This is a genomic window from Aeromonas sp. s7(2024) (genome assembly GCF_040907825.1).
GTDB lineage: Bacteria > Pseudomonadota > Gammaproteobacteria > Enterobacterales > Aeromonadaceae > Aeromonas > Aeromonas veronii.
The window spans coordinates 16,217-40,843 of sequence record NZ_JBFOCM010000025.1 but is presented as its reverse complement, the minus strand read 5'-3'; the positions used below and the strand labels follow the sequence as shown (position 1 = coordinate 40,843).

26 protein-coding genes are annotated in these 24,627 nt (G+C 57.4%); 11 read left to right on the top strand and 15 right to left on the bottom strand.

Annotated elements, in window-relative coordinates:
* Window positions 1–141 precede the first annotated feature (141 nt).
* From hslO to AB5Y73_RS11495, 3 genes are all read right to left on the bottom strand, one after another.
* Window positions 142–1,026, bottom strand: coding sequence for an Hsp33 family molecular chaperone HslO (gene hslO, locus AB5Y73_RS11505; RefSeq protein ID WP_005340140.1), 885 nt, complete (start codon window positions 1,024–1,026; stop codon window positions 142–144).
* A gap of 77 nt (window positions 1,027–1,103) precedes the next feature.
* Window positions 1,104–1,502 (bottom strand): ribosome-associated heat shock protein Hsp15, encoded by a 399-nt coding sequence (hslR, locus tag AB5Y73_RS11500; protein WP_005340141.1) that lies wholly within the window; start codon window positions 1,500–1,502, stop codon window positions 1,104–1,106.
* Between the two features lie 255 nt (window positions 1,503–1,757).
* On the bottom strand, window positions 1,758–2,138 hold the full coding sequence (locus AB5Y73_RS11495; RefSeq protein WP_005340143.1) for a hypothetical protein: 381 nt from the start codon (window positions 2,136–2,138) through the stop codon (window positions 1,758–1,760).
* A 185-nt stretch (window positions 2,139–2,323) separates the two neighbouring features.
* On the opposite strand from AB5Y73_RS11495, the gene AB5Y73_RS11490 reads away from it, so the two are divergent.
* On the top strand, window positions 2,324–3,712 hold the full coding sequence (locus tag AB5Y73_RS11490) for a phosphatase PAP2 family protein (RefSeq protein WP_107682203.1): 1,389 nt from the start codon (window positions 2,324–2,326) through the stop codon (window positions 3,710–3,712).
* Window positions 3,709–4,794, top strand: a complete 1,086-nt coding sequence (gene ydiK / locus AB5Y73_RS11485) for an AI-2E family transporter YdiK (RefSeq protein ID WP_058059023.1) — start codon at window positions 3,709–3,711, stop codon at window positions 4,792–4,794. The genes AB5Y73_RS11490 and ydiK overlap by 4 nt, the downstream gene beginning before the upstream one ends.
* Before the next feature lie 354 nt (window positions 4,795–5,148).
* Here the strand turns inward: ydiK and AB5Y73_RS11480 are convergent, their stop codons facing one another.
* Both AB5Y73_RS11480 and AB5Y73_RS11475 read right to left on the bottom strand, forming a co-directional pair.
* Entirely contained in the window at window positions 5,149–5,616 is a 468-nt protein-coding gene (locus tag AB5Y73_RS11480) for an N-acetyltransferase (protein WP_107682202.1), read from the bottom strand.
* Between the two features lie 386 nt (window positions 5,617–6,002).
* Window positions 6,003–6,806 carry a hypothetical protein gene (locus AB5Y73_RS11475; protein ID WP_107682201.1) on the bottom strand — a complete coding sequence of 268 codons (804 nt, stop codon included), beginning with the start codon at window positions 6,804–6,806 and terminating at the stop codon, window positions 6,003–6,005.
* Window positions 6,807–7,341: 535 nt separating this feature from the next.
* Between AB5Y73_RS11475 and dhaR the strand changes: the two genes are divergently transcribed.
* Window positions 7,342–9,243: a dihydroxyacetone kinase operon transcriptional regulator DhaR gene (gene dhaR, locus AB5Y73_RS11470; RefSeq protein WP_118854799.1), complete on the top strand. Its 1,902-nt coding sequence runs from the start codon at window positions 7,342–7,344 to the stop codon at window positions 9,241–9,243.
* Between the two features lie 90 nt (window positions 9,244–9,333).
* Here dhaR and AB5Y73_RS11465 read toward each other — a convergent pair whose 3' ends face one another.
* The 8 genes from AB5Y73_RS11465 to AB5Y73_RS11430 form a co-directional block, all read right to left on the bottom strand.
* On the bottom strand, window positions 9,334–10,416 hold the full coding sequence (locus tag AB5Y73_RS11465; protein WP_118854333.1) for a glycerol dehydrogenase: 1,083 nt from the start codon (window positions 10,414–10,416) through the stop codon (window positions 9,334–9,336).
* 125 nt (window positions 10,417–10,541) lie between these two features.
* Window positions 10,542–11,258: a dihydroxyacetone kinase phosphoryl donor subunit DhaM gene (gene dhaM / locus AB5Y73_RS11460; protein WP_107682199.1), complete on the bottom strand. Its 717-nt coding sequence runs from the start codon at window positions 11,256–11,258 to the stop codon at window positions 10,542–10,544.
* Between the two features lies 1 nt (window position 11,259).
* Window positions 11,260–11,889, bottom strand: a complete 630-nt coding sequence (gene dhaL / locus AB5Y73_RS11455) for a dihydroxyacetone kinase subunit DhaL (protein WP_021231630.1) — start codon at window positions 11,887–11,889, stop codon at window positions 11,260–11,262.
* A gap of 15 nt (window positions 11,890–11,904) precedes the next feature.
* Window positions 11,905–12,975, bottom strand: coding sequence for a dihydroxyacetone kinase subunit DhaK (gene dhaK, locus AB5Y73_RS11450; protein ID WP_040067692.1), 1,071 nt, complete (start codon window positions 12,973–12,975; stop codon window positions 11,905–11,907).
* 238 nt (window positions 12,976–13,213) lie between these two features.
* A complete protein-coding gene (locus AB5Y73_RS11445; protein ID WP_005340164.1) occupies window positions 13,214–14,572 on the bottom strand; it encodes an NCS2 family permease in 1,359 nt (452 codons plus the stop codon).
* Between the two features lie 306 nt (window positions 14,573–14,878).
* Window positions 14,879–15,091: an RNA chaperone/antiterminator CspA gene (cspA, locus tag AB5Y73_RS11440; protein WP_005316548.1), complete on the bottom strand. Its 213-nt coding sequence runs from the start codon at window positions 15,089–15,091 to the stop codon at window positions 14,879–14,881.
* 596 nt (window positions 15,092–15,687) lie between these two features.
* Window positions 15,688–15,972: a DUF3811 domain-containing protein gene (gene yjbD / locus AB5Y73_RS11435; protein ID WP_005340165.1), complete on the bottom strand. Its 285-nt coding sequence runs from the start codon at window positions 15,970–15,972 to the stop codon at window positions 15,688–15,690.
* 146 nt (window positions 15,973–16,118) lie between these two features.
* On the bottom strand, window positions 16,119–17,021 hold the full coding sequence (locus tag AB5Y73_RS11430; RefSeq protein WP_118854332.1) for a cation diffusion facilitator family transporter: 903 nt from the start codon (window positions 17,019–17,021) through the stop codon (window positions 16,119–16,121).
* Between the two features lie 460 nt (window positions 17,022–17,481).
* On the opposite strand from AB5Y73_RS11430, the gene AB5Y73_RS11425 reads away from it, so the two are divergent.
* Window positions 17,482–17,607, top strand: a complete 126-nt coding sequence (locus tag AB5Y73_RS11425) for a hypothetical protein (RefSeq protein WP_019445191.1) — start codon at window positions 17,482–17,484, stop codon at window positions 17,605–17,607.
* A gap of 72 nt (window positions 17,608–17,679) precedes the next feature.
* Here the strand turns inward: AB5Y73_RS11425 and AB5Y73_RS11420 are convergent, their stop codons facing one another.
* Both AB5Y73_RS11420 and AB5Y73_RS11415 read right to left on the bottom strand, forming a co-directional pair.
* Window positions 17,680–18,423, bottom strand: coding sequence for an ABC transporter substrate-binding protein (locus AB5Y73_RS11420; RefSeq protein WP_100646970.1), 744 nt, complete (start codon window positions 18,421–18,423; stop codon window positions 17,680–17,682).
* 136 nt (window positions 18,424–18,559) lie between these two features.
* Window positions 18,560–19,147, bottom strand: a complete 588-nt coding sequence (locus AB5Y73_RS11415; RefSeq protein ID WP_005340181.1) for a single-stranded DNA-binding protein — start codon at window positions 19,145–19,147, stop codon at window positions 18,560–18,562.
* A 426-nt stretch (window positions 19,148–19,573) separates the two neighbouring features.
* Between AB5Y73_RS11415 and AB5Y73_RS11410 the strand changes: the two genes are divergently transcribed.
* From AB5Y73_RS11410 to csgH, 7 genes are all read left to right on the top strand, one after another.
* A complete protein-coding gene (locus AB5Y73_RS11410) occupies window positions 19,574–20,221 on the top strand; it encodes a LuxR C-terminal-related transcriptional regulator (RefSeq protein ID WP_042080923.1) in 648 nt (215 codons plus the stop codon).
* Window positions 20,221–20,664, top strand: coding sequence for a curli production assembly/transport protein CsgE (locus tag AB5Y73_RS11405; protein ID WP_118854321.1), 444 nt, complete (start codon window positions 20,221–20,223; stop codon window positions 20,662–20,664). Before AB5Y73_RS11410 ends, AB5Y73_RS11405 begins: the two co-directional genes overlap by 1 nt.
* 11 nt (window positions 20,665–20,675) lie before the next feature.
* Window positions 20,676–21,077: a curli assembly protein CsgF gene (locus AB5Y73_RS11400; RefSeq protein ID WP_019445195.1), complete on the top strand. Its 402-nt coding sequence runs from the start codon at window positions 20,676–20,678 to the stop codon at window positions 21,075–21,077.
* Between the two features lie 7 nt (window positions 21,078–21,084).
* Window positions 21,085–21,924 (top strand): CsgG/HfaB family protein, encoded by an 840-nt coding sequence (locus AB5Y73_RS11395; protein ID WP_005355003.1) that lies wholly within the window; start codon window positions 21,085–21,087, stop codon window positions 21,922–21,924.
* 186 nt (window positions 21,925–22,110) lie between these two features.
* The gene (locus AB5Y73_RS11390; protein ID WP_107682195.1) at window positions 22,111–22,632 is read left to right on the top strand and encodes a curlin; all 522 of its coding nucleotides are present in this window, start codon (window positions 22,111–22,113) and stop codon (window positions 22,630–22,632) included.
* Window positions 22,633–22,666: 34 nt separating this feature from the next.
* Window positions 22,667–24,118: a curlin gene (locus AB5Y73_RS11385; RefSeq protein WP_107682194.1), complete on the top strand. Its 1,452-nt coding sequence runs from the start codon at window positions 22,667–22,669 to the stop codon at window positions 24,116–24,118.
* The gene (gene csgH, locus AB5Y73_RS11380) at window positions 24,118–24,543 is read left to right on the top strand and encodes a curli-like amyloid fiber formation chaperone CsgH (protein ID WP_118854318.1); all 426 of its coding nucleotides are present in this window, start codon (window positions 24,118–24,120) and stop codon (window positions 24,541–24,543) included. The genes AB5Y73_RS11385 and csgH overlap by 1 nt, the downstream gene beginning before the upstream one ends.
* Window positions 24,544–24,627: the final 84 nt, after the last annotated feature.

The window sequence follows — 24,627 nt, the reverse complement described above, 5'->3', positions numbered from 1 at the left end:
CCTGGGTTCAGAGGTTGGTAGGGTTCTATCTGACGGTCATCCTATCACTTAGGTGGTAGAGTTTAGCGATCGCCATCAAACTTTATAAAATAGGGTATTTTTTTGTTATTAAAGTTAAAGGCGGGTTTTGCCCGCCTTTAATTAGTGTAACTGGTTTGCATCATTGCCGGGAGCCCTGCTGAACAGGGTTTCGACATCGATCCCATTAAATTGGTACTGGGCGCCGCAATAATCACAGTGCATGTCGATCTTGCCGAGCTCCTGCACCATCTCCATGACCTCTTCCTTTTCTATCTGCAACAGGGCCCCTTCGCAGCGCTCGCGGGAGCAGGTGCAACGGAACTCGACCGCCTGCGGATCGAACACCCGCACCTTGTCCTGATGGTAGAGACGGTAGAGGATCTCTTCTGCCTGCAGGCCGAACAGCTCTTCATCCTTGATGGTGCTGGTGAGCTGGGTCAGGTGATCGAAATCGTTGCTGTGATCCTCGCTCTGGGCGGGCAGCTCCTGCAGCATGATGCCGGCAGCGCGCGGCGCACCTTCGTGGTAGCCGGTGCGGATCCACAGCTTGGTGGCCAGCTGTTCGGAGCGGGCGAAGTAGTGCTCCAGGCAGCCCGCCAGGGTGTCGGCATCCAGCGCGATGATGCCCTGATAGCGCTCGCCCTGCTCCGGGGTGATGGTGATGATCAGCTGGCCGTTGCCAATCAGGCTCTGCAGCTTGCCATCGCTCGGCAGCTCGCCTTCATAGCGGGCCACGCCGCGCAGCTGCTGGTTGTTGTCACCGTTGATCACGGCCAGACGCACCGGGCCATCGCCCTGCAGTTGCACCGTGATGGAGCCTTCAAACTTGAGGGTGGCGGTCAGCAGGCTGGTGGCGACCAGCAGCTCGCCCAGCAGTTTTTGCACCTGCACCGGGTAGTTCTGGGCTTCCACTACGTGGCGGTAGGTGTGATCCAGCTGGACCAGCTCGCCACGCACTTCGTACTCTTCAAACAGATAGCGATACAGCAGATCTTGGTTGCTCATCATGTATTCCTGGCTTTTCGGTGAGGTAAATCGGGCGGGCTGGGGTTGATGCCAGCCCGGTATCAAATCGGGGTCGGTCAGTACTGTTTGACCTTGAGCAACTGGCGTCGCTCCTGCTTGTCGGGGCGGCGCTCGGGGCTGGGGGCAAACTGGCTGTTGAAGCGGCGTGCCTCGCTGTTCTCGGCCCGTTTTTTCAGGCTCTCGGCGGTCTCTTCATAGAGCTGCTGGGCCAGCGGGGCTGATTTGCGCTGCTCGCTCAAGGCCAGCACCCGCACTTCGCGTTCGTCCTGCCCCTGCCAGAAGCGGATCAGTGCACCCACTTCCACCTGTTTGCCCGGTTTGCTGCGCTGACCATTGTAGTGCACCTTGCCCCCGTCTATCTGATCCCGCGCAATGGAGCGGGTCTTGTAGAAACGGGCCGCCCACAACCACTTGTCGAGACGAACCTCGAGGGCACTTTCTGCATGATTGGGCATGAACAGGCTCCATAACGGGGAAAAGAGGTGGTCGATTATACCAGAGCACGGGGTCGGGATAGAAACCGGGCAGCCGCGGCGCGGCGCGCAAACCATGTCAAGGTGATGCAACATATGGGCAGTTTGCTGATTCACAAGGGAAAGCGCTGCTTTATCGGGTATCCATGGGGGCTGGGAGGGGCCTCCATACCGCGCATATAACACTGCCGCCCCGGTTGGGGGCGGCAGTGTTCACATCCATCGACCATGTCAGAGTCAGAAGTGATCGTGCTGATCCGGCTTCTTCTGGTCGTGTGGCCCTTCGCTGTGGGCGATGGCGGTGCGGATGAGATCAACCCCGGCGCGGATAATCAGCACCCCCATGTTGACCAGCTTGACGCAGACCCACATGAAGGTGATGAGCAGGATCAGCTTGAGCACGGTCTGGAACGCTTCCAGGAAGTTCTGCTCCAGCTGGGCGGTCAGGCCGTTGGCGCTGGTCATCAGCCAGGTGTAGACCTCGCGCACGAACGGGATGCGGCTTGGCATCTCCAGTACATCCAGTGCGGCAGGGAGCGCCTGGAAGATGACGATGCTGCCGAACAGGATCAAAATGACACCGATGGCGATGCCGAGGAAAAAGCCGAACTGTCTCATGGAGGGCTCCAGCGTTTGCTGCATGAAATTGAAGATAGCCGCCAATAGTAGGGAGTGCCCTGCTTCATCGCAATCTTCCGTGCACCGCCAGCGTGGCGGGAGCCGCGGCGATCCGGCCGCTACCGTTGCCCAACTATCTGATTTCTGGGAGGCTTGTCGCCATTGTGCATAGGGAAAGCAAATTGATGTCGAGAACCCTCTTTTTACTCTTGCTGGCACTGTTTGCCGCTTTGCCAGCCCTGAGCGCCGAACCGGCGGCACCGACGGCGGCAGTCTGCGCCATCCGCCATCAGGATCAACTGCTGCTGGTGCAGGATCGCATCTCCTCCCGCTACAGCCTGAGTGGCGGTTACATAGATGGCGACGAGCGCCCCGAGCAGGCGGCGCTGCGCGAGCTGTATGAAGAGACCGGCCTGCGCGGCGAAGTCGTCGCGGATCTTGGCCGCTGGCAGAAAGCGCAGGTCTTTGCCTGCCGCACTCTGGAGCCTATCGTCGCCCAGCAAGATTCCGATTTTGTCTCGCTGCTGCAGGCCCCCAATCTGGGTGGGGAGATCCTTAACGCCCGCTTGATCGCGGTGGATAAGCTACCCCGCGCGCAGCGCCGTTTCCCGGATCAGCTCGACTGGCTGCAAGCCAGGCTTGATCAGGTGCCCGAGAGCGAGGTGCGCTGGCAGGCCGATTTTGTGGCGCAGGGCAATGCGCTGCATCAGGTCGAGATTCCGCTGATGCAGCGGCTGCAGCAGTGGCTAGGGCCCGATGTCTTGTGGCTGTCGGTCAGCAATCTGTTTGGTTCAGGCGGCTTTCAGCTTGCCCTGATACCTTTGCTGCTCCCGCTGCTGGGGTGGCCGCGGCTGCGCCAGCTGCTGTTCGCCATGCTCTGGCTCGGGCTGCTGGTGCAGGCGAGCAAGGAGGGGATCGGCTGGCCGCGCCCCTTCCATCTGCAACCTGAACTGGCAACCCAGAGCGCGCAAGGCTTTGGCATGCCGAGCGGCCATACCGCCTCGGCCCTGCTGTTCTGGGGGGCGCTGCTTGGCTGGCTCTGGCCTGCCCGGCGCGGGCTGGCCTATTCGCTGGCCTTGCTGCTGGCGCTCACCACAGGTCTGGCGCGGGTCTGGCTCGGGGTGCACTTTATCTCCGATGTGGCGGTGGGCCTGCTGATAGGCACCTTGCTGCTGGCGGTTCGTCCCTACTGGCGTGCCGACAGGCAGTCGGCGGCTTGGCTGCTGCTGATTGCATCTGCGCTGGCGCTCGGGGGGCTGACCCAGTCGGCCCATCTGGCCGGGATAGGCATGGCTGCCTTCGGGCTCTGGGTTGGCGGTTTGCTTACCCTGACCCGCGGCGGTTATCCCCCCATTGTGACTGGCGCGGTCACCCTGGCGGGGGGCGCTCTGATCGGGGCGGGGCTCTGGGCGCTGCCGCTGCTGACCAGCAGTTCGCTGGCTATCCTGCTTGGCCAGTTTGTGCTCTTTTTCGGGCTGGGGCTCTGGTTGAGCGCTGGCCTCTGGTGGATACTCTCTTTCTTGAAATGCGACACACGACCCAAGGGCAACGGCTCTGACAAGGGAACTCTATGAATGTGAAAAAAGTGGATTTGGCCAAGATAACCCTGGGGGTGCTGTTTCTCAGCATCCTGATTATCTCCTGTTTCTTGGTGTTGCAGCCCTTCCTGCCTGCGCTGGTGTGGGCCACCATGATCACCATCGCCACCTGGCCGCTGATGTTGATGGTGCAGCGCCTGTTGTGGGGCAAGCGCACTCTGGCGGCCCTCTTTATGACGCTGGTGCTGCTGCTGATGTTTGTCATCCCGCTCTTTATGACGCTGGCCAATGTGGCGGAGAAGGCGCCCATGCTGATCGAGCTGGGTACCCATATCAGCCAGTCACCGCCGCCGGAGCTGCTTTGGTTGCAACAGATCCCGCTGGTGGGCGACAAGCTCTATGACTTCTGGCAGCAAATTCTGGCGAGCGGTGGTCAGGTGCTGTTTGCCAAACTGGCCCCCTATTTTGGCCAGACCGCCCGCTGGTTGGCCTCTCAGGCCGGTAATCTGGGGCTGCTGTTTGTCCACTTCCTGCTGACGGTCGGTATCTGTGGTGTGCTCTATCACTCGGGTGAAGTGGTGGCGACCGGCATTCGCCGCTTTGCCCACCGGCTGGCGGGCCAGCGTGGCGACAATGCCACTGTGCTCGCTTCACAGGCGATCCGTGCCGTGGCGATGGGGGTGGTGGTGACTGCGCTGGTGCAATCCTCGGTAGCCGGTGTCGGCCTGCTGATTGCCGGTATCCCTTATGCCATGGTGCTGGTGGTAGTGATGTTCCTGCTGATCGTTGCCCAGATCGGCCCCTTCCCGGTGCTGCTGGCCTGTATCGGCTACCTCTACTGGAGCGGCGACACCACCTGGGGCACCTTCCTGCTGGTGTGGTCACTGATTGCGGGCACCATGGACAACTTCCTGCGCCCCTTCCTGATCAAGCGGGGCGCCGACTTGCCGCTCATCCTCATTCTGGTGGGGGTAATCGGTGGCTTGCTGACCATGGGGATCATCGGTCTCTTTATCGGCCCCGTGGTGCTGGCGGTGGGCTACACCCTGCTGGATGCCTGGATCAAGGAAGATGACCAACCGGCGACCGCGGCGGTTGAAGCCCCTAAGGCCGAGTGACGATTCGGTAACAAGACGATTTAGCCATTAATCGCTGATGCAAAGAGCCGCCCATAAGGGCGGCTCTGTTATTTGTGGTGATTCTGATTATGGCGATGGCGTCAGATTGGCAGATCCGCGCCAACCTGCATCTCCCATATATTACCGTTGCATGCAGGCTCGACTAGCGAAGCGTAATCGGACGATCGAGATGCCGCTGTCTCGGTTGTATCCATGAGTCAGCGGCCTCTGGCAGATGGGAAATCGGAGTAGCCGTTATAGCGGGAATTAATTTACGCGAATGTCCGATTACGCCTTGCGGCTAATCAAACCTACGGGCTGGCTATACGGAGTTTGTTCAGAAAGGTGGATTTCCTAATTTAAGCCTATCTTTTTTGACATATTGTAGCCAGAAATGGCAAAGCCAACATCTTGATACAGTTTTAACGCTCTTTGATTTTGGTACGCTACTCGTAATTTAATTTGCGCAATCCCAATTGATGTTAATTTTGATTCAAACACAGAAATTGCCAATTTCCCATAACCATTATTGCGACGATTTGAGAAAATGAAGAAGTCATAAATAAACGTAGATTTATCATCGGCGTTAATCGAATGCCACAAATAACCAACTAATTCTAAATCTGATTCGATGCACAATAATTCATGCTTATCGGTTTCCAAGCCATTAGGAAAGCAATGAAGAAGCTCCTGATTAGCTAATTCGATCGCTCTATCTATTGAGTGACCATAATTTTGAGATATTTCACGGCTGTAATCATCAATAAAATAATCGCAATACGCTGGATATTCACTTGAGATCATGGGTCTGAGCTTAATCATGTCTAATCCTTTAAAACGAGATAATGCCATATTAAGGGGTGAGCTACGTTGCCACCTAACCTAAACCATTGCACCGTAAACACGAAACCCAACCTTACACCGAAAATGTCAAGCGTTGCGAATCATTCTGAAATGCTTTGCTATGTAGGCGTGAATTTTTCGAAACATACTATCGATAAAAAGGGCATCCATTCTGGCCGTGCTGGCGATACAGCAGTTTTCTCAGGAAGGTGGGTGTCCTAATTTTACGGTTATCTCCGTGAGTCAGCGGCGGCCTACCAGAGGGAAAATGCGGGTGGCCGTTATCGCGGGAGAATTGATTGACGCGAACGTCCGATTACGCCTGACGGCTAATCGAACCTACGGGCTTAAACTGTTTGTCATATTCACTCTATCGTGTATTTTGATACTAAAGAGCTCTTAACGACTAAACTGTTGTGATAAGTTTTCAACCATTCAAATTTATCAATTACCTTTTTTACAGCCTCCCTATCTTTACCCTGTAAAGGAGCTATTCGTGAGTTTAGTTCTACTAACTTCGCTTTGATGCCATTGGCATGATTCTTTACAAATAGTTGTATGGATTCAAACTGAGCATCAAAACCTGAGCGATCAGCCAGCACTCTAGCTTGAACATGCTTTGAGCTAATATCGATAATAGCTAAGTTATATGCCAGATAATCCAAGTAATAAACATTATCCACAGGATCTTTGGCTACAAGTTGATTATCGTTGTACATAACCCTTGAAAGGAACCTGATCTTTTCCATTAGCTTTTTATTTGAACTCGTGTCTTGCGACAAAGCAATTCTTGGATATCTTGCTATTTTGCTTTCAACTAGGTAAGAATCAATCAAACCTTCACCGACAGCAAAATTATCTTTCACATAGCAATACTTATTAGAAACCCCACCTCTTAAAAATACACCTTTCTGACTAAAACAATTGTAAATAAATGCTTGAAGCCTCATGGTTATAATGAATAAAGCATTCGCTGAATGCATATACATTTTGTCAACATTAACTAATGACTCAACCTCTTTAGGATAGAATGTAATAATAAGTGAGTCAGAAACAAAAGCATGTTTAACTTCATAAAACTCATAAAGGTCAAACTGGCTATTATTTTTGTAGCGTTCAACGAAACAATCGTCATTCTGATAATCGAATAAAGCTTTATTCTCTTCCATAAAGCTAACTAATTCTTTAGCCGATTCCTCCTAGTTTATCGAACCATTAATGTCTCGATAGCCCAACATATCAATAAATAAAGTCCATTGAAGCAGTTTCATATATACCCTTGAATATAAAGTGACTAGTTTGAAGGCGGTACTAATCCGTTAATAGAGCCTTCCGTATAACTCAGTTTCGCCCTAATCACCGCCACGAGAAATTCATTTTAAATCACAACATTGCCGACCAATCTCGTGTGCTGAACGTATTCGCCAGACGTCTTCCTTTGGCTCTTTTTTTAGCCGTCTGGCAAAAATACACTTTTGGGGCGGCAATGGAAAGCGCCATTCGGCCTCCTTTTCACAAACTAGTCAGTAGTGTGAGCGGGGTTATATATCAAAAGATTGAAGGAGTGTCTCGGCCAGCAATTTGCTGACGGCGAACCCGACTGGGAGGAGGGCGGGGTTGCCACCCTCTGAGGTAGGTCACTGAATCGGGGGCGCTGGCGTGGTTAAATGGTCGGCTCACATCTTGCCGGATATTGCTGTGACCATGCCATCTGACCTTCAGCCGCTGCTCGCTTGGCCCGACTATCTGCAGGCATCTTGGCTGCGCTGCGCCCACCAGACCAGTGCCACCCTCTGGCATCCACCCCACTGCGCCAAGGGGCAGACCTTGCAGAGCCTGCGCCAGCGCAAGCGCGACCTGCTCACCACCGGCGAGATGGCCCTCGAGGATCTCTACGAATTTATGGAGGGGCGCCCCTGCGCCCTGCTGCTCACCGACGAGAGCGGCTGCCTGCTGGCCCAGACCGGCCACCCCGACACCCTGCGCGAGCTGGCGGTGCTGGGGTTTGGCCCCGGCGCCTTCTTCAGCGAGGGGCGCATCGGCACCAATGCCATCAATCTGGCTGCGCTGGAGGGGGTACCGCTCTGCGTCAGCGGCACCCAGCACTTCAACCAGACCCTGCACCCGTGGCACAGCTGCGCCAGCCCGGTCTACAACAGCAACGGCCGTCAGGTCGCCATCATCGCCTTGATCTGCAAGGTGGAGGAGGCGAGCGCAGGCGATCTGGCGCTCACCGTCAGCGCGGGGCGCGAGCTGGCCCATCTGCTGCAGATGGAGACCCTGATGCAGGAGTCCCAGCACCACCTGAGCGAGCTTTACGCCCTGCTCGACGGCATGGATGACGGCGTGCTGGCCTGGGATCCGCAGGGGCGACTGCGCTACCTTAACGCGCTGGCGGCACACCGGCTGCGGCTCGATCCGGCGCTCTGTCTCGGCCAGCCGCTGGAGCAGCACCTGCTGTTGCCCCAGCGGTTGCAGCTGGCCATCAAGGGGCAGACGCCGCTCAGCCATGTGGAAGTGACGCTGGAGCGGCTCGGCGCGCAGGAGGGGGAGTTTATCAATGCGCTGGTGAGCCTCAAGCCGCTGCCGGGGCCGGAGGGGGTCAGCTTTATCGCCCTGCTGCACCCGGTCGATCGGCTGCGGGCCATTCACCAGCTGCGCCAGACGGTGCCCGAGCTGTCGGCGCTGGTGGGGGAGTCGAGCGCCATGCGCAAGCTGCTGCGCTATGCCCGGCAGGCGGCCCAGAGTCAGGGGCCGATCCTGCTGCGCGGCGAGGAGGAGGTGGGCAAGGCCCAGCTGGCGGAGGCTATTCACTTTGGCAGCGAACGGGCCGCCGGGCCGCTCATTACCCTCAACTGCAAGGCGCTGCCGAGCGAGCGGATGGCGCTGGAGCTGATGGGCTCCGACGAGGCGGGGCAGGAGCGGGCGGGCAAGTTCGAGCTGGCTCACGGCGGCACCCTGGTGCTGGAGCAGGTGGAGTGTCTCTCTGCCCCCATGCAGGCGGCGCTGCTGCAACTGCTCAAGACCGGCCGCATCCAGCGCTTTGATTCGGCCCGCATCCTGCCGCTCAAGGTGCGGATCATCGCCACCAGCAGCGCCCCGTTGGAGCAGCTGGTGCAGGAGGGGCAGTTTGGCCGCCAGCTGCTCTATGCCTTGCAGGCGTGCGAGCTGTGGCTGCCGGGATTGCGGGAGCGCGCGGCCGATCTGCCGGGCCTTATCAGCCAGCAGCTGGCGGCGCAGGGGCGCGAGCCGGTGCGCCAGTTCAGTCCGGCGGCCCTCGACTGTCTGCTCGCCTATCCCTGGCCCGGTAATCTGGGGGAGCTGCGCAGCGCCGTTGAGCATGCCCTGCTTCACTCCGGTCAGGGGCAGATCCCGCCGGAGGCGCTGCCCGCCGCCATTCGCCACGGCTATCAGCGGGTGGCGGATGAGGTGGTGGGGCAACCGCTGCTCACGCTGGCCGAGCTGGAGCGGCAAGCCATCTTGCGCTGCGCCCACGCCTGCAAGGGGCAGGTGAGCCAGATGGCCCAGCATCTGGGTATCAGCCGTACCACCCTGTGGCGGCGACTCAAGCTGCTCGAGATCGATCCCGCCGACTATCACGGCTGATGGTGAGTCGTCGCCAAGAGGCCCGCAGAAAACGAAACGGCCCCGCAGTTGCGGGGCCGTTTTTATATGGGAAGGTCAGCGGTGCAGTGGTTACAGCCCCAGCTGGTGGGCGGTGACGATGGCCGCCAGCACATCCTCGGCGGTGACCTTGAACGGCATATTGTGGATGGTCTCGCCCTCGGCGGTGGAGGCTTTGGCCACCTCCATCAGGCGCGCCATATCCAGCTCCTTGACCCCCATCATATGCAGGTTGGTCGGCAGGCCCACCGAGCGGCAGAAACCCAGCACGGTTTCGATCTCCGCCATCGGTGCGTTCTCCAGCACCAGCTGCACCAGGGTACCGAACGCCACTTTCTCACCGTGGTAGAGGTGGTGACACTCGGCCAGCTGGGTCAGACCGTTATGGATGGCGTGGGCGGCGGCCAGACCGCTGCTCTCGAAGCCGATACCGCTCAGATAGGTGTTGGCCTCGATGATGTTCTCCACCGCCTTGGTGCAGAGCCCCTGCTCCACCGCCAGCTTGGCCTTGTAGCCGTCGGCCAGCAGAGTCTTGTAGCAGAGCTCGGCGATGGCCTGCGCCGCCAGCGTGGAGGCGCCACCGGCCATGGTCTGGCAACCGGAGACCTTGTTGGCGCGCGCCTCGAAGTAGGTTGAGAGCGCATCGCCCATGCCGGAGACCAGCAGCCGCACCGGGGCGCGGGAGACCACACCGGTATCCATGATGACCATGTTGGGGTTGGTCGGGATCATCAGGTATTCGCTGAACTGCCCCTCCGGGGTGTAGATGACCGCCAGCGCGCTGGTGGGGGCATCGGTGGAGGCGATGGTCGGCACTATGACCACCGGCACCTTCTGATAGAAGGCGACCGACTTGGCGGTATCCAGCGTCTTGCCGCCGCCGATGCCGATGATGACGTCAAACGGGGTCTGCTTGCAGCGGGCCAGCAGGCGGTCGATCTCGGGGCGGGAGCACTCGCCGTTGAAGCAGTCGAACTCTGGCTTGATACCGGCGCCGTGGAAGCTGGTGGCCACGATATCGCCCACCAGCTTGGTGACGAAGGCGTCAGCCAGAATAAGCGGCTTGCTGCCGAGCGCTTTGACGTAGTTGCCGATATTGGCGAGGGCCCCGTTGCCTTGTACGTATTTGCTGGGGCTGATGATAATGCGGTCCATATTTTATCCCTCTCTCTTTATGAATTAAGAATCGGGGCGAAGGGGCGGCTGTGCCGGGGACTCCTTCGTCTTGAATGAAGCTGCACAGGCTCAGCGAGCGAGTGCAGCCCCTTGAAACAGTGGCGTCAGTCGCCAAAGCGCTCGTCGGCCAGCTGCTGGAAGCAGGTCAGTGCGGCGGTGGCATCCTCCCCGCGCGCCAGCAGGGTGAGCTGGTCGCCCTGACGCACGTTGAGCATGGCGAGCCGGGTCAGGCTGCGGGGGTTGGCCTCTTTATCCCCCTTTTGCAGCTTGAGTTCAGCGGCAAAGGGCTTGAGGGCGGCCACCAGTCGGGCTGCGGGGCGCACATGCAGGCCGTGGGGGTTATCGACCACAACCTCGCAGCGCAGCCAGCCATCGTCGGCAACGGGGGCTGTCTCGGTAGCAGCCTGCGCCGCGCTGGCAGGCAGCATCGCCTGTTTTGGGCCCAGCGCGCCGAGCGCCTCGGCGGTCACCTCATCCAGCGTCAGGCCGGAACCGGCCGCCACCACAGCGGCCAGGGTACCCTCGACCAGCGGGGCGGGGCAGAGCCGTACCCTCGCACTTAACTCGGGGGGCAGCAGTTCGAGGGCGGTCTCGGCGCTCAGCAGAGCGCTGCCCAAGTCCATCAGCACCAGCACGCCGCTGCCGTCATCCGCCTCTTCAATCGCACTCATCACCGCGATGGCATCGGTGCCGATGGGGTGGTCGGCGTCATCGACCCCGGCCGCCAGCAGCAATCGGGCCGGGCTGCCCAGCTGATCAGCCAGCGCTTTCAAGCCGGCCGCCAGCTGGGCGCTGTGAGAGACAACTACGATTCCGATCATGTCACAACCTCGCTCTGTCACGCAGGGCGGTCAGCAGCAGCAGGGTCGAGGTGGCCCCGGCATCCTGATGGCCGATGCTGCGCTCGCCAAGATAGCTGGCGCGCCCCTTGCGGGCCTGCATCTGGATGGTCGCCTCGGTACCGGCCGCGGCGGCTGCCACCGCCTTGTCCAGCGCCTCGTTGAGCGGCAACTCTTGCTGCTGCGCCTGTTGCAGGGCGGCCAGTGCCGGCCACCAGGCGTCACACATGGTCTTGTCGCCCGGCTCGGCACGGCCACGAGAGACGATCCCCTCGACCCCGTCGCTCAGCATTTTGCACAGCTGGCTGAGACTCAGGCTCTGGCAGGCATCGCTGCTGGCTGCGGCCCGGATAAAGAAGGTGCCGTAGAGCGGGCCGCTGGCGCCGCCAACCGAGGAGAGCAATGTCATGCCGGTGGTTTTCAGCACCTGCCCGATATCCTTGTCCGCCACCGCAGGCAGTTTCTCGGCCACTTTGGCAAAGCCGCGCTGCATGTTGAGGCCGTGGTCGCCGTCGCCGATGTCGGTATCCAGCGCGGTGAGGTAGTCACGCTGCTCGGTAAAGATGTGTTCGCAGTCCAGCAGCCAGTTGACGATGTGATGTTTGCTTAGCATGGCTATCGGTACTCCTTAGCAGCCGCGACGCAGGGCGGGGGTGTGAACGGGGGCATCCCACAGGGTCATCAGCTCATCATCCACCTTGAGCAATGTGATGGAGATACCGGTCATATCGAGGGAGGTGCAGTAGGGGCCAATCAGGTTGCGCACCAGATGGATGCCCGCCTCCTCGCACAGGGTGGCGAGGCGACCATAGACGCCATAGAGCTCGGAGATGGGGGTGCCGCCGAGGCTGTTGACCAGCGCGATGACCCGATCGCCCGCATTCAGCGGTTCGATAAAGGTGTGCTCCTCCTGCCAACTGCCGCTGGTGCGATCCCAATGGCGCAGGGTACGGCCGTAGGGGGTGTTGTCAGCCAGCTCGCTGAACATGTCGTCCACCAGAGTATTGAGGTCGGTGAAGGGGCGGCGCTCAATGCCCGGCTCGCCGTGGATACCGACGCCGAACTCCAGTTCGTTGTCCGCCAGAGTGAAGGAGGGCTTGCCAGCAGCAGGCACGGTGCAGGCATGCATGGCCACGCCTATGGTGCGGCTCTGGTTGTTGATGCGACGGGCCAGCGCCTCGCAGCGCGCCAGATCGTAGCCCGCCTCGGCGGCGGCACCGACCAGCTTCTCGCACAGCACGGTCGTGGCAACCCCACGGCGACCTGCGGTGTAGAGGCTGTCTTTGACCGCCACGTCGTCATCGATCAGGGCGAAGCCCACTTTTACGCCATCGCCGTGCAGCAGTTCGACCGCGGTCTCGAAGTTGAGCACGTCACCGGTGTAGTTCTTCACCAGAAACAGCACGCCCGCGCCGCCATCAACGGCCTGACCGCACTCGTACATCTGATCCGGGGTCGGAGAGGTAAAGATCTCGCCGGGGCAGGCGCCATCCAGCATCCCTTTGCCCACCAGACCACCGTGCATCGGCTCGTGGCCGCTGCCACCGCCGGAGACCAGCGCCACCTTGCCCATCACGGGGGAGTCGGCGCGAGTGATGTAGTGGGGTTCGATACGTACCTTGAGCTCGGGGTGGGCGGCTGCCATCCCCATCAGTTGTTCACGGACCACAGCATCGACGGCATTGATCAGTTTCTTCATGGCTCACTCCTTGGCTTGCCACCGCACGGGTGGGCAAATGGTTGATGGAGCCAGTCTAACGACAGAAAAAGGGATAAAAATGACGGCCTGTTTGGTTCGGATTTGAAACAGCAGAAGAGGTATGGGTGTTTCAATCTGAAACGACGCAGGGCAAACAGGCGGGAAACTGTTAGCTGACTCACAGCCATGAAAAAGGGCCCCGCAGGGCCCTTCGCTATAACCGGAATATGCGGACGGGTTAGATGGCCCAGCCACCGGCATAGAAGATCACCAGCGCCAGGGCGATGATGACGGTGCCGACGTTCAGCTTCTTCCACTCGGCAGCGAAGATGCGGCCAACGACCAGCGCCACGAAGCCCAGCATGATGCCGGTCACGATGTTGCAGGTCAGCACGATAAAGACGGCGCACAGCATGCCGGAGAGGGCATCGACCGAGTCGCTGAAGTCCAGCTTGGTGACGTTGCCCAGCATCAGCAGACCGACATACATCAGCGCCGGTGCGGTGGCGTAAGCCGGTACCAGATAGCTGAGCGGGGAGAGGAAGATCATCAGCAGGAACAGTACGCCGACCAGTGCAGCGGTCAGACCGGTCTTGCCTCCGGCCGCGGTGCCTGCGGCGGATTCGATGTAGACGGCAGCCGGAGCACCACCAACGGCGCCTGCCACCATGCTGCTGACGGAGTCGGCAGTCAGGGCCTTGCCGCCGCTGATGATGTGGCCACGCTCGTTGATGAGGCCCGCCTGACCGGCCACGGCACGGATGGTGCCGGTGGCGTCAAACACGGCGGTCATCACCAGTGCCAGCACGGTCGGAATGACCACCGGATTGAGGGCGCCCAGCAGATCCATGCTGCCTACCAGCGAGCCCTTCTCGCCAGTCAGGCTCGGCATGGCGAAGAAGCCCTGCCAGGTCACTTTCGGGTCGAAGATAAGGCCGAGGATGGAGATGGCGATGATCACCATCAGGATGCCGCCCGGCACCTTGCGACGCTCCAGACCGAAGATGGCGGCCAGACCCAGCACCGTCATGATGACCGGGAAAGCGGTTACTTCACCCAGTTGCACCGGTAGACCGGCCCCTTCGTTCTTGATCACCATGCCAACGCCGTTGGTGGCGATCAGCAGCAGGAACAGACCGATACCGATGCCGGTACCGTGGGCGATGCCGGAGGGGAGGTTATCCAGGATCCACTGGCGTACGCCGGTGACGCTGATCAGGGTGAACAGCACGCCCATCAGGAAGATGGCGCCCAGCGCGACCGGAATACTCAGCCCCTGACCTAGTACCAGACTGAAGGCGGTAAAGGCGGTGAGAGAGATGGCGCAACCGATGGCCATCGGCAGCTTGGCCCACAGCCCCATCAGCAGGGAGCCGAAGGCGGCGATCAAACAGGTGGCCACAAACACCGGGCCCTGCTCAAAGCCGGCAGCACCCAGCATGTTCGGCACCACTATGATGCTGTAGACCATCGCCAGGAAGGTGGTCAGCCCCGCGACCAGCTCCTGACGCACGCTGCTGCCGCGCGCAGAAATGGAAAAATAAGAGTCCAGAAAGCCGCCTGTCCCTGTTTGGGCGGCCATATCTTGCTTTGCCATAACTAATCCTGAAAGTGTGAAGGAAATCGTTTGCGTTGGTGGCGCGCAAAATAGCAAGAATTCGCGGCAAATACAGCGGATAACCTGACTTTTTCGTCACTATTTTACATTTTGAGTCCATTCGGAGCTCATTCTAAGACTCAAGCGGTGAGAGCGTGTAAGGGAGGGATCACGCGGTCTGTGGAGGGGAGATCAGTGAGGAAAAAAGCGGGGAACAACAAAAAACCCGCCGAGGCGGGTTTTTTTAAATTCTTGCAGAGCTGTCAGCGGTTGGCATGAGCCATCAGCAGTATGCTCCGGCTTGAATTACAGACCAACTACGTTGGCAGCAGCCGGGCCTTTCTGGCCTTGCTCGATGGTGAACTCAACGCGCTGACCTTCGTCCAGGGTTTTGAAGCTGGTGGACTGGATAGCGGAGAAGTGTACGAACACGTCTTTGCTGCCGTCAGCCGGGGAGATGAAACCAAAACCTTTCTCAGCGTTGAAGAACTTAACGGTACCAGTCATTTTGTTAGACATAATAATTTCCTTAAATAGTGTTGAATGCCACCTAAATGGCAATTTTTGATTTTTCGTCAGCAATACGTATGGGGAGCACTAAAGAAGGAGAATTATTTGATAAGAATTATCCGAGGATAACGCTTATGCTAATCACTGCTTTACTAAAATGACTGCCTAACATAATCAGGTCTGAACTGCCGAACCATCGAGAAAGATTAAAACACGCTCTCATTTTTAAAGCAAACTTTATCTCGATATTAATGTTTTGTAACAGCCAAAAATATCATTTTTTATAGTAAACATGATGCATTTCAACGGCATAGAAAAATCAGTGCAGACTCATATCACCCTGTGGCAAGTCAGATTCGGCTTTTTTGTCCTGACTATGTAGCCAGTTCTGACAAAAAATATGAGAAAAAATGAAAAAGGTGGCGATAGACCGGGGATTGTCAGTTGGCGTTCTCTCTAAGTCACAATGTAAATCACTTCTTTGCTGCTGCGATTAGCTTCTGGGCTGCAAATCAATGGCAGCGCCAAATCTGGCTCATCGAGCATCGCCCAGACATGCAAACGCCCGCAGGCACAAGTGCCAGCGGGCGTTTTGCAAGAAGGGATCAGCGCTTGCTGCGAAACTTGTTGCTGACCGAATCAATCCAGCTGAAGGTTTCCGGCAGTACCTGGTTCTTGGCGCGCTCTTTGGCTTTCTCGCGAGCCAGCTTGGAGGCAGCCTTGGCCGCTTCGGCGCGGTCGGCCACAATTTTCAGGCGACCCTCTTCGCGGATCTTGTTCCGCTCTCCGTTGGTCAGCTGGTGGTCTGCATTGGCTTGTGCCTTTTGCAATAACAAGGCTATCTCGGCTTTTTCGGCCTCGGTCAGATCTTTCATTTCCAGCTTTTTCACGGCGCGCTCCTGCGGCAGGGTGGTTAGACACCCTAACACAGTTGTGCCGATCACTTCTTATGCAATCGGCTTTCCGGCAGTAAAAATGCGGGTTTGTGCCAACTTTCCGTTATTTCGCTGCCACTTTCCCGCCTGTTTGCCACATTTCAATTTATGGCGAGCGGTGAGGGCAGCTCTTGCTCCTCCGGCTCGACGTGGATCAGCACGATGGCGTGGGGCAGTTGCGCCATGATGGCGTGTTCGATGCGATCACAGATATCGTGGGCTTCGCCGATGCTCATCTCAGGGGGCAGGGTGAGGTGGAAGTCGATATGGCGGCGGCGTCCGGCACGACGGCTGCGCAGATCGTGGAAACCGCTGGCGGCAGGGCAGCATTCGGTGATGATGCGGCTGGTCATCGCCAGCTCTTCCGGGCTCATACTCTGGTCGATCAGCGGCTGGAAGGCCTCGTTGAGCATGCTGATGGCCTCTCTGACAATAAAGATGGCGACCGCAATGGCGACCAGCGGGTCGAGGATGGCGAGTGAATGGCCGAACAGACCGGCCAGCCAGATCCCGCCAAGACCGACGGCGACACCGGCTGAAGTGAGCACATCCGCCTTGAGATGAAGCGCATCGGCAGCCAGCGCGACCGACTCCTCCTCTCGGGCCACCTTGTAGAGGTAGGCAGAGACGCCGCTGTTGACCAGCGCCGAGATCACCATCACCAGCACGCCCCAGCCAATGCTTTCAATCGGGCTGGGGGTGATCAGCTTGTCGACGGCTTCGAAGATGATCCAGCCCGCGGCTAGCAAGATAAGCAGCGCTTCGATGACGCCGGAGACATTTTCAATCTTGTCGTGACCATAGGGGTGGCGTTCATCGGGTGGGAGATCGGACTTTTTCACCGCGAACAGGGCGATCAGGGCCGCCACCAGATCCATGGCGGAGTGGATCGCCTCCGAGATGATACTGACCGAGGCGCTGGCGAAACCGGCCACCATTTTCATGATGATCAGACTGATATTGGAGCAGACCGACACCATGGCGGCTCTGGTTTTTCTGTTCATGTACAGCTTCCTGAATAAAAACGGATATTTCGGTGCGGCGCGCATTATATCCGGCTGACCGGAAATAACCTATTCGGTGTTGTAACCTGATGCTTCCGATGATATTGCGAATGCTTATTAAAATGGTGACCTCTTGCACGGCAATAAATAATGAGAGGAATTTATATTTATCCGTGAAAATATCCAGGTAACGATGGCTTAATATAAGCGTGACAACATTTAATAATGCGAATTACTCTTTTTTGGTCTTTCCTGTCGAGGTCCTTTGGCCTCCGCGCTCAGGGGGCGGAGACCGGCATTTTTTGGACGAGAATGAGGCTGGATCCGGATGCCGCTGGAGGGTATGCTGGGTCTGGTGATGGTCTTGCACCATCCCACCAAGCGTACTGAAGTTGATGATTCGGATGGCATGCTGGCTCCCATGAGGAACCAACTGTCTGGGTAACATTTTTGGAGTTTGATGATGAGTAACAAAGAACATCACAACGGCAAAGATGCCAAGAAAAAACCGCAGATGTCACTGAAAGAGAAACGCGAAGCCAAACGTCAGAAAGCAGAACTGAAAAACGGCAGCGCAATGAAGTAACGCTCCCCTACTGCTGTTCCTTCGGAGCCAGTACAAAGCCAGCCCTTACCGGCTGGCTTTTATGTTTGTGGCTCACGGCGTTGCGCCGTAAGCCGCGAAAATCTGGTGATAACGACCATCCTGACGCATCGCCTCAAGGCGCTTATCAAACAGATTGCGGGCATCGGCCGTTCGGAAGGCAAAGTGATAGACGGTGGGCGGGAAGAGGTCTGCTTGCCTGACCTGATTGCGCTCGTAGTGCTCGCCTGCCTGGGCGGTGGCGATCAGCTGGTCGAGGTAGTAGTAGAATACCCGCTCTTCCAGTACGACTGCATCCACCCTGCCGCGCATCAGTTGGTGCACCTGCACCTGCTGCTTGGCTACCTCCTCATAGTGGGGATTCTGGTTGGCCATGGTGGCGAACGCGCCCCCCAGAATGATCCTTGCCCGTTGAAAGGCGGTAACCCGTTTTGAATGCAGGTCGTCCAGAGTGCTGATGTGGGTGCTGCGCAGGGTGAAGATCCGGTTATGGAAGGTGATAACGGGCTGGGTCAGAACGTGAGGATCAACCATACCGGGTCTGACGTTGATGATGGCATCCAGCTTTCCTGACTCGAACAGGCGGAAGGTACGCTCCAGTGGCAGAAATTCAAAGCTGGGCTCATAGCCGCTGCCAGCGAACGCCTCTTTCAGCAGATCCAGCTCGATGCCACGCTGATTACTTTCGATGACATAAGGGGGGATGGCAAAGCTGACCCCGACCTTGAGTGGCGTTGCCAGCAACTGGCCGGAGAGCAAGCTGGTCAGCATTAGCAATAAAGGGGTGAGCAGTTTCATTGCACTTTTCACAAAGCGTTCCTGTGGAGAATATCCATCACTGTAGGGGAGGCAGTCATAAAACGTCTTATCCCTTTCGGGGCTGAGTGCATAAAAAAAGACCCTGAGTTATCAGGGCCTTTTCAATATTCTGTTCTTAGAACGGGATATCGTCGTCGAAATCCATCGGCGGCTCGTTATATACCGGCGGCGCAGATTGCGGCTGCTGGGCAGGACGGCCATAACCGCCTTGCGGCTGCATGTTCTGCTGCGGAGCCGGTGCCGGGCGCTGCTGATTCATCGGCTGCTGGGCAGGCATGCTCTGCTGTGGCTGACCCCAGTTACCCTGGGATTGGCCACCCATGTTCTGGCCCATACCCTGACCGCCTTGCGGACGGCCACCCAGCATCTGCATCACGCCAGTGAAGCTGTCGACCAGCACTTCAGTGGTGTAGCGCTCCTGGCCGCTCTGATCTTGCCATTTGCGGGTCTGCAGTTTGCCTTCCACATAGACTTGGGAGCCCTTCTTCAGGTACTCGCCAGCCACTTCTGCCAGCTTGCCCATGAAGACAACACGGTGCCATTCGGTACGCTCTTTCTGCTCACCGGTCTGCTTGTCGCGCCAGGTTTCAGAGGTAGCCAGAGTAATGTTGGTCACAGCACCGCCACTCGGCATGTAGCGTACTTCCGGGTCTTGCCCGAGGTTACCGATCAGAATGACTTTATTGATGCCTCGACTGGCCATAATCTCTCTTCCACCTTATTTACCGGCCAGGTCGAAACCTGGTCCAACACGACTAGATACCTGATTAGTTGCTGTGTGCGGGGCGCAATGTCCCGCAGACGCATGTGACGGTCATAGTAACAGTTGCGAAGCGGATTGGCAGCATCCTTAACCGGCTTGATGTGCCAAAGGCAACTGTTGGCTCCTGCTGTAGTGATAGTCTGGTTGCAGCTGTTTCCGGCGCGTCCGGCATCACATTTCTGCCATATATTCCTGTTATGCTGGCTGATTGGCGAATTGTAATCGGTTTTTAAATCGACTAAAAACATATGGTTACGATATTTATGAGATCCATTCTCATACTTTTTTAATATTGTGCTCCCATACCTCCTTGGTAGACTCAGTCGGCCAGATTAGGTGGTTTACAGGTTCAAGGAAGAGCACACAATGAAAGCCGCATGCCCGATCGCACTGGTCACTGAAAATAATGTGCAGGCCAGCACATTTGCTGCATACCTCATCTCTCATTTGAGCCGTCCCGTCCAGCTAATCCACGAGATTAATCAGCTAGATAACCAGTGTGACGGCACGCTGTTTCTCATCGATCTCGACTATATCCGCTCTGGCCAGTCACTGGGCTGGAACCGGGCGATCTCCGAACGCTTTGGCATGGCGACCACTGTGCTGCTCAATGCTCCCACTGCGACGGATCGCGACCTGTTGCTGATGTGGCCGCAGATCTGCGGTCTGTTTTTCCGTCAGGATCCGCTCGACCGACTGGTTGCCGGGTTGCAGAAAATCCTGTTGGGCGAGTACTGGATGCCGCGTCACCTGCTGTGCGAGCTGGTCGAATACTATCGCCAGGGCAATAGCTACCTGCTGCGTAACGACACCCTGCTGACCGCCAGAGAGCAGGAGATCATCCGTTATCTGATGACGGGTGCCTCCAATGTCGAGATCGCCGACAGCCTGTTTGTCAGCGAGCACACCGTCAAATCCCACCTCTATAACGTCTTTAAAAAGCTGAATGTGAAGAACCGGATCCAGGCGGTGAGCTGGGCCAAAGAGTATCTCGATGCTCCGGACTCCCACTGATGAAAGCGTTCTCTCTTGCGTGTTGCCTCGCGCTGCTCTATGGCTGCGCGACCGTTGTTGCGGGCGAGGCCGATGCACCGCTGGAGTCGGTACAGCCGGAGCAGGAGAGTGATCGGCTGGATGTTGATGGTCTGGTGCTGGATCGCACTTTTACCCGTTTCGGTCAGGGCTTTTATAACGAATTTACCCGGTTGCGCAGCGATGAAGACCCGGATGCCAGAGAAAATCTGACGATTCATGAGCGCCCGACAGCTCGCTGGGGCAGCCTGATCTGGATCACTCATAACCGGAAGGTGATTTTTAAAACCGCGCTCTCTCCCGGCCGCAATCAGCAGGAGCAGAGCGCCAAACTGGCTTGGTCACAGGTCAGGCAGACCCTCGAACAGCAGAAGATCGCGACCCTGTTCATGGATACCTTCGATTTGGAACATGATGAACTATAAGGATATTTTTCATGCGTGCCCGGTTATGGCTAGTTGCTGCACTGATAGCGCCAACGCTCCATGCGTCGGAGCTTGTCTATCGCCCCGTCAACCCCAGCTTTGGGGGTAACCCTCTCAACAGCAGTCATCTGCTTGGCACCGCCAATGCGCAGAATGATTACAAGGATCCCGCCAGTGGCAGCGGTAGCAGCGGCACCTCGGCGCTGGATCGCCTGACCTCCAACCTGCAATCCCGCCTGATCAGCCAGCTGCTGGCCGATATCGGCAAGGATGGCAGCCAGAGCGGCAGTCTGGTGACCGATGATTTTGCCATCAATGTGGTGGATGAAGATGGCACCCTGGTGGTTTCGATCACCGACCGGGTGACCAACCAGACCACCATGATCGAAGTGAATGGCCTGATTGCCGACTGAGGGCGCGATGAAACGACAACTGTTATTGATAGTGCCCCTGCTTGCGCTGGCTGGCTGTGCGACCCATATCGGCTCTCCCGTTGCCGATGAGAAGGCAACCCTGATGCCGCGATCAGTCTCTTACAAGGAGCTGATCAGTCTGCCCAAGCCAAAAGGGAAAATTGTCGCGGCTGTCTACGATTTTCGCGATCAGACCGGTCAGTACCTGCCTGCACCGGCGTCCAACTTCTCCACGGCGGTCACCCAGGGTGGGGTCGCCATGCTGAGCACGGCCTTGTGGGATTCCCAATGGTTTGTGCCACTGGAGCGGGAAGGGCTGCAGAACCTGCTGACCGAACGCAAGATTGTGCGGGCGGCCCAGAACAAGCCCAACGTTCCCGGCAACAATGCCAATCAACTGCCCTCGCTGGTCGCCGCCAACATCCTGATCGAGGGAGGGATCGTTGCCTATGACAGCAATGTGCGAACCGGCGGGGCGGGGGCCAAGTATTTTGGCATTGGCGCCAGCGGGGAGTATCGGGTCGATCAGGTGACGGTCAATCTGCGTGCCGTCGATATCCGTTCTGGCCGGATCCTGAACAGTGTTACCACCTCCAAGACAGTACTGTCGCAACAGGTGCAGGCCGGGGTATTCCGCTTCGTCGAGTACAAGCGCCTGCTGGAGGCCGAGGCCGGTTTCAGCACCAATGAGCCGGTACAGATGTGTGTCATGTCGGCTATCGAGTCCGGGGTGATCCGGCTGATAGCCAATGGCGTGCGGGACAATCTGTGGCAACTGGCTGACCAGCGGGATATCGACAATCCGATCCTGCAGGAGTACCTGCAAGACAATGCCCCGCTGCTTTGAGTTTTCCCGCTTACGCAATGCCCTCCCTGGTGGAGGGCATTTTTTTGGCCTCCATCGAATACGAATTAAGACTTTCTGCTCAGCGACAGGGCGGCGCTTTTCATCCTCGAATCAGCGGAGTGCCTGATAGGCCGCCTCTGGTCTGACAGGGATACTGTGGGCGTTTTCCAACAAGGCGATGGCGCGATGAAACACCTGTTGAGTGCTCTCTTTTTTCTGCTGATATCGGGCGCCCCGCAACTCGCCGCAGAGCCTGCCGTCTTCGACGAGCTGGCGATGGCAAGCGAGCTGGATTCCGGTCTGCAGAACGATGGAAATCAGGCGCTGTTGTGGCAACTCGGTAGCGAGCAGCAACTGCATCTCATCCAGCAAGGGGAGCTGAATCAGGCGCGTCTGCTGCAACAGGGTTGGGTCAATGAGTTGTCGCTCTCCCAGGTGGGAGATGAGAACTGGGTCAATGGTGCGCAACTGGGCGAGGGCAATAGCGCCGAGCTCTATCAGGCGGGCATCAATAACCGGATTTGGCTGCTGCAACAAGGCAGCGGCAATGAAGCCTGGATCAGTCAGCAAGGGGCAGACAATCAGGCCCGGGCGATCCAGCTGGGTGATGGCAATCAGGCCAGCATCGAGCAAAACGGTAACGGATTGGCGGCAACCGTTATTCAGACGGGAGCCAATCAGCAAGTAAATGTCGTTCAAACCAACTGAGCCTAGGCTCAACCATTAGCACGAGAGGGAAATCATGTTTAAACGTACCATCATTGCCTCGGCAGTTCTTCTGGCGACCAGCACCGCTTGGGCGGCATCTACTGGCAATCAGGCTACGGTGAACCAGGCCCAGAGCGGCAATACCGCCACCATTAACCAGGTGGTGGGAAGCGTCGATAACAAGGCTAACATCGATCAAGCTGGTAACAACAACACGGCTGTTACCACTCAAAAGAATACCGGCCAGTCAGATGCCGATACTCGGCAGGTAGGTGACAGTAACAAGGGTTACATCTTGCAACAAGGTGACACTAACCTCTCCAAAGCCTCCATCGATACAAAGGGGAACGACAACTTTGCTGATGTGATTCAGCAATTTGAGAATGGCGGTGCGGTCGCCGGGGTTGTTCAAGATGGGGAGAGCAACGACGCCAAGATCAAGCAAGATAATGGTGACGGAGCTGACTCCAGGATCACTCAAATCTCGGATGGTAATCGGGCTGTCATTAATAACCAGATATCCGATTTCGCTCGGGCGAGTGTACAGCAGCTAGAGGGGGGGGCTCACCAGGCTGACGTGACCCAGACAGCGGCTGATGGAGCCAACGCCGAAGTGGTACAACGTGGAGAGCGCAATATCACCAAGGTGCTGCAGGCAACCGGTAACTATGACTATGCACCGGCGGAAGGAACATCTGCAGTGGTGACTCAGAGTGGTTCTTTGAACAATGCAGACGTTACTCAATACGATAGTGCCAACGTAGCGACTATTGAGCAAAGTGGAACCGGCGGTAAGGTGGTGACCCTGCAACAAGGATCTGATGCCGGGGAGGGCAACCACCTGCTGGCAAAACAGAGTGGTAGCAGCGAGTTTGCTGAGTTGAAACAAGATGGTAATCGCAACCGTATTGAGACCGACCAGCAAGGTACTGGCAATGATGCCTTGATCAACCAGATAGGTGATGACAACAAGGCCGTGGTTAATCAGTTAGCCAGCAGTACCGATGGTGCGGTCACCATTGATCAGGTAGGCAATGACAACTATGCCAATGCAGTGCAACAAGCAGGCAGCGGCAATACCATCGATATCGACCAGAACGGAACTGGCAACCAGGTTGCATCTGCTCGTGATGGTGAAGGCAAAGGCGCATGGACCTGGGGCTCGGACAACGAGCTGGTCGTTGCTCAGAAAGGTACTGACAACTGGGCTTATGCCGATGCGTCTCACTCTGAGTCTGTGGTCAAAGTGAGCCAGGATGGTGAGCTGAACAATGCCAAGGTTGAGTCCTACTTGGGTAGCGAGAACAAACTCACCGTGACCCAGAACGGCGCTGAGCACGAGGCTAATGTCTACGTCAATACTGGGGTTGGTGGGGGGCGCAACACCGTTGATGTGGTGCAAAACGAAAGCTTCAATACTGCCAATGTGACCGTATTGGGCAGCGATAACCATGCCTATGTCTATCAGGGTTCTGGTAGCAACTGATGGTCATCTCCAGATTCAGGGGCCTGCGGGCCCCTCTTTTATTGGTACTGCTCTGTGGGTTGATGCTGGTTTATCGCGTTCCTTCACCAGTAACTGCAAGGGAAACCGAGATAGAACCCGATCCGTCGATCCGCTTGTCCCTCAATATGGTGCAGAGCGAGCAGGGGCTGTCACTTGCACCGACGCTGTTCAGCAAGCGCGACGTGACGGTGAGTGTCAGGTTGCTGGTGCGCAGCGAAGGTGCCGCCGGGAGCACGACTCAGCGCCAGAGCCGTAATCTGTCGCTGCAGGCTGGAGTGGTCATGGCGGTTGGCAAAATAGGGCTGGGTTTACGTTGCCCCTATCGGGTCGAGGTCACCGCCCGGATATGGCAAAACGAGCGGCTGCTGGTGGAGAAAAAAGAGCAGATGGCGTGCGCCGGATGATGCGCATTTCATCTCATGACTGTCTATTCATCCAGTAGTCTCTATGCCATACTGACTCGCTCAGGTTTCTGTATCGAGCGTGCA